This window comes from Lacinutrix sp. MEBiC02404 (genome assembly GCF_053601575.1).
The window spans coordinates 1-3,849 of record NZ_JBSHNV010000211.1; the positions used below are offsets into that span (position 1 = coordinate 1).

The following is a 3,849-nucleotide window of genomic DNA, read 5'->3' on the forward strand; positions in this document are numbered from 1 at the left end:
CACGCAACAAACCATATACAAACACGTTGTGCTTCATTACCAGAAACCGCTAACCAATGATAAAATTCTTTAGAAAAATTAGACAAAAACTGCTGACAGAAAATAAATTCAGTAAATATCTGATTTACGCAATCGGAGAAATTATTCTGGTAGTTATTGGGATTTTAATTGCTCTAGGCATAAATAATTTGAACCAAAACAGGATTGCTGAAAATGAAGAAGTCGCAATTCTAAAAGCGATGAAAACAGATTTTTTGGAAACCCAAAACAGGACTAAAGCGACAATCAAAAATCAAGAAACTGTCGTGAAATTTTGCTACAAATTGCAAACTACAATGAACGAACAAAAGGATATTGATTCTATTGGAGAATATATTTATCGCGGAGCAATATCATACTGGAGAGTAGAACCTGTTAATGGAACTTATGATGGATTGATTGGCTCTGGAAAAACTGACATTATCAAAAACCAAAAATTAAAAAGTTTACTTGCAGAGTTTTCTGCAGAAATCAAATATGGTTTTGAAGATGAAGATTTTTGTTTAGATTTGACATCTTCATTGGTAGAAAAATCGAGTACTTATGCTGCATACTTGGAACCTGAAAGAGATAGAAAACGTAATGGTTTAAACAAACCAATAACTGACGAAGAAAGAAATAGTGCAATTATTAGACATCTAAAAAATGATTCGTTTTTAGGTGTTTTGGTAACAAAATCTGATTTGGAAAAGAATAGATTGGAATATCAAAAAAATATTTTAATGTTTGTTGAAAATATTATAGCACAAATTGAATCCGAATTAGTAAAGAAAAAATAACGAAAGCACAACACCGTGTATATTTAATTGCTTGGTTCTCGTCTGTTCGGAAAATCTTTGCAGATTTTCTATTCCGTTTTTGTTTACTAATTTAGTAACTTACACACGCAACTAAGCATACACAAACACGTTGTGCGTAAGCTGACAGACCAAAAAAATCAAGCTAAAATTTAATCCTTTCGACATTTATAAACAAAAAACTAATCAGAAACTGAATAACGTTACGCACGAATTATTTACTCTTGCGAAACGTTACGTTGGAATTTAAATTGAAACGATTTTTTTTAGATTTTAAAGTAAAAATTAATAAATTCACTAAATGAAAAAAACGCTAGACTTTTGTCTATAATGCAAAAGTCTATGTTAAAGAAAATTTAATGATTAAGACAAACATTTTTACAACTAGAAAACTTGAAAAAACAACTAATGAATTCATTTCTAGTGAGGTTAGTATAGAAAATGAATTTCTAGGTAATTGGACTGCTACTCTATTTTATGTGAGTAATAAAAAATGTTGGTTAATCATAAATAAGTTAACGAAATATCTTGTGATTATACCAAATGTAAAAAAATCTGATTTGAAAAATATATCCACTATTTTTAAGAAAACTCTGTATTTTCAGTTGAATAATGATGGAATTAAAACAGATTACACATTGGTCGATAAAATAATTGGCGAAATTAATTTGTGCGAAACAAATAATGACCGAAGTACGAGTGGCTCTTTGAATAACTGTTTATTTCAAATGGACGATTGGAAAAAAGACTATGGAACTTATGATAATATGCCATTTAGAGATTTAAACAATAAACTGAATAGTTCACCTAATAAAATGTTGAACTGGAAATATCCAAAAGAGAAAATGGACGAAATGATAAAAGCCTACGCACAACACCGTATATAATTAATGGCTGGTTTTAGCTTGCTTACGAAAATCTTTGCAGATTTTCTATTCCGTTTTTATTTGCTAAATTAGGTGCTGAAACACGCCACTAATCATATACAAACACGTTAGCAATAATTATGAACAAACTAATTGCACTAATTTTAATTTTGTCATCATTCTCGTGTAATGCGCAAGAAAAGTGCATTGACAATGAAAATATTGGTTTAGGTGGAGATTTTAATTCAATAGATTACACTTTTAGATGTCCAACTTATAATTTTTCATTTACTGGTGATAAATCTAAAGAATGGAATATTCTGAATAACCCAATTGACATTAATCAAATAGCTGACAAAGTATTACCTATTAAAACTCGATTAGAGAATAAAATAAAAGAGTACGCTGGAGAAAAGTTGTTTTCTAAATTAGAATTTTATTCTGTCCAAATTAGCTATCCCGACAGTATTCAAAAGTTTAAAACAAGAGGACCATCTGTTGATATGGAAAAGTGCAATGCTAAATATTTTTTTGACTATTACTTTATACCAACAGATTCGATAAAATATTGTGTTGGAATAGCATTAGATGAAAACGAAAATATTGTGTCTGAATTCAATTTTCCATCAAAATCTGACTATAAAATTATTGATGATAATTTAGATTTATGTGAAGTAATAGAAATAGCAAAAGAAACGAACAATGAAATTGAGCCGATTGACAAAGTATCTTTTGAATTTGACCCAAAAAACAAAGTGTTTTACTGGTCAATAACTCAAAAAATCATCGATATGAAAGAAGGAGAAAATGAATATAATGCAATAGCGATTGATGCTGCTGATAAGACTAAAGTTATATCTTTTAAGCGAAAGACATTTATACAGTACTAAATAACTATTGCTAACACCGTATATAATTTATTGCTAGTTCTAGCCTGCTTACGAAAACCCTCGCGGATTTTCTATTCGGTTTTTATTTGCTAAATTTAGTGCTTAAACACGCAACAAACCATATACAAACACGTTGCCATTCATTGCGGAACGCACTCAAACTCGATGAACAATATGACCAAACTAAATAAATGGATTATAATAAACTGCTTAATTTCATTTTTAATGTTTTGTTTTATTTTTTATAAAAACATGGGAGTTTCTGGTGGAGATATGGCTATTTACGCTTTCAATATAATATTCGGAATTCTTCAAATAATATTAGTATCAATCCTTATTTGGAAAAAAGAAAATACATTTATTAGAGTTCTATTTTTTATTATTCTATTTCAAATAATTGAAATTACGATCATGTCCATTTGGGGTTATAGAATAAGAGCATTACTTTTATCCTATTAGTAATCTGAAATTAAAATCAAAAACCGAAGTATATTTGGAATTTAGCTAGTTGTGGTATAAAATGCTGTCTGAATCTACTCAAACGCTGAAAAGGTGAAAATAAATTTAATTATGAAAAAAGTCACTATTATAATAATTCTGTTATTCTCAATTCAATCTTTTAGTCAAAAAAAAGAACAGGTAAATATTGTTGGAAATTGGAAATGTACAGAAGCTAAATTCAATGCTGATTCATCTGACTCTAGAATTGAAAAGTATTTAACTCTATTTAAAGATTCTGAGTTTTGCTTTAATTTAAATGAAAAATTCATACTTAAAAAAAAGAATATAAATAAAGAAACACAAACTATAATTGATAGTAATTGGAAAACCAACAAGGAAAATCAGATAATTATCGATTATAATAATCCTTCTTCAATTTTTAAAATTGTTATAAAAACTAAAAAAGAAGAAATATATTTTTTACTGTTTGATCAAACGATGTCTTTAAAGATGGAAAAAATAAATTAACTGAAAAGAATAAATTCTGTTTAAAAAACAACGAAATGGCAACACCGTATATAATTTATTGCTGGTTCTAGCCTGCTTACGAAAACCCTCGCGGATTTTCTATTCGGTTTTTATTTGCTAAATTACGTTCTTAACCACGCAACAAACCATATACAAACACGTTATGTTTAATAATCCCAGACTTCTGGAACTTCCCTTGTTCATTGCAATTAGCCCATTGTAAATTACAGAGTTTGCAATAAACTTGAATTGGAATACTGGATTTTGAGGAATAATTGTACCAACCCA

At 28.6% G+C, this 3,849-nt stretch carries 4 protein-coding genes; all 4 read left to right on the top strand.

From position 1 onward, the window contains the following. Nucleotides 1-56: 56 nt before the first annotated feature. The 4 genes from ACVCXO_RS13885 (at nucleotide 57) to ACVCXO_RS13900 (ending at nucleotide 3,561) form a co-directional block, all read left to right on the top strand. On the top strand, nucleotides 57-818 hold the full coding sequence (locus ACVCXO_RS13885) for a DUF6090 family protein (protein WP_452230190.1): 762 nt from the start codon (nucleotides 57-59) through the stop codon (nucleotides 816-818). A gap of 377 nt (nucleotides 819-1,195) precedes the next feature. Further along, on the top strand, nucleotides 1,196-1,723 hold the full coding sequence (locus tag ACVCXO_RS13890; protein WP_143381132.1) for a DUF6933 domain-containing protein: 528 nt from the start codon (nucleotides 1,196-1,198) through the stop codon (nucleotides 1,721-1,723). Between the two features lie 119 nt (nucleotides 1,724-1,842). Further along, the gene (locus tag ACVCXO_RS13895) at nucleotides 1,843-2,592 is read left to right on the top strand and encodes a hypothetical protein (RefSeq protein WP_055437547.1); all 750 of its coding nucleotides are present in this window, start codon (nucleotides 1,843-1,845) and stop codon (nucleotides 2,590-2,592) included. A 570-nt stretch (nucleotides 2,593-3,162) separates the two neighbouring features. Beyond that, complete coding sequence (locus ACVCXO_RS13900; protein ID WP_452230191.1) at nucleotides 3,163-3,561, top strand: hypothetical protein; 399 nt, start codon at nucleotides 3,163-3,165, stop codon at nucleotides 3,559-3,561. The last annotated feature ends 288 nt before the right edge of the window (nucleotides 3,562-3,849 follow it).

What these genes read in the sequence shown, in the direction of transcription:
- ACVCXO_RS13890 (WP_143381132.1), top strand. Translation starts at nt 1,196, where the DNA reads ATGATTAAGACAAACATTTTTACAACTAGAAAACTTGAAAAAACAACT.
- ACVCXO_RS13900 (WP_452230191.1), top strand. Translation starts at nt 3,163, where the DNA reads ATGAAAAAAGTCACTATTATAATAATTCTGTTATTCTCAATTCAATCT.
- ACVCXO_RS13895 (WP_055437547.1), top strand. Translation starts at nt 1,843, where the DNA reads ATGAACAAACTAATTGCACTAATTTTAATTTTGTCATCATTCTCGTGT.
- ACVCXO_RS13885 (WP_452230190.1), top strand. Translation starts at nt 57, where the DNA reads ATGATAAAATTCTTTAGAAAAATTAGACAAAAACTGCTGACAGAAAAT.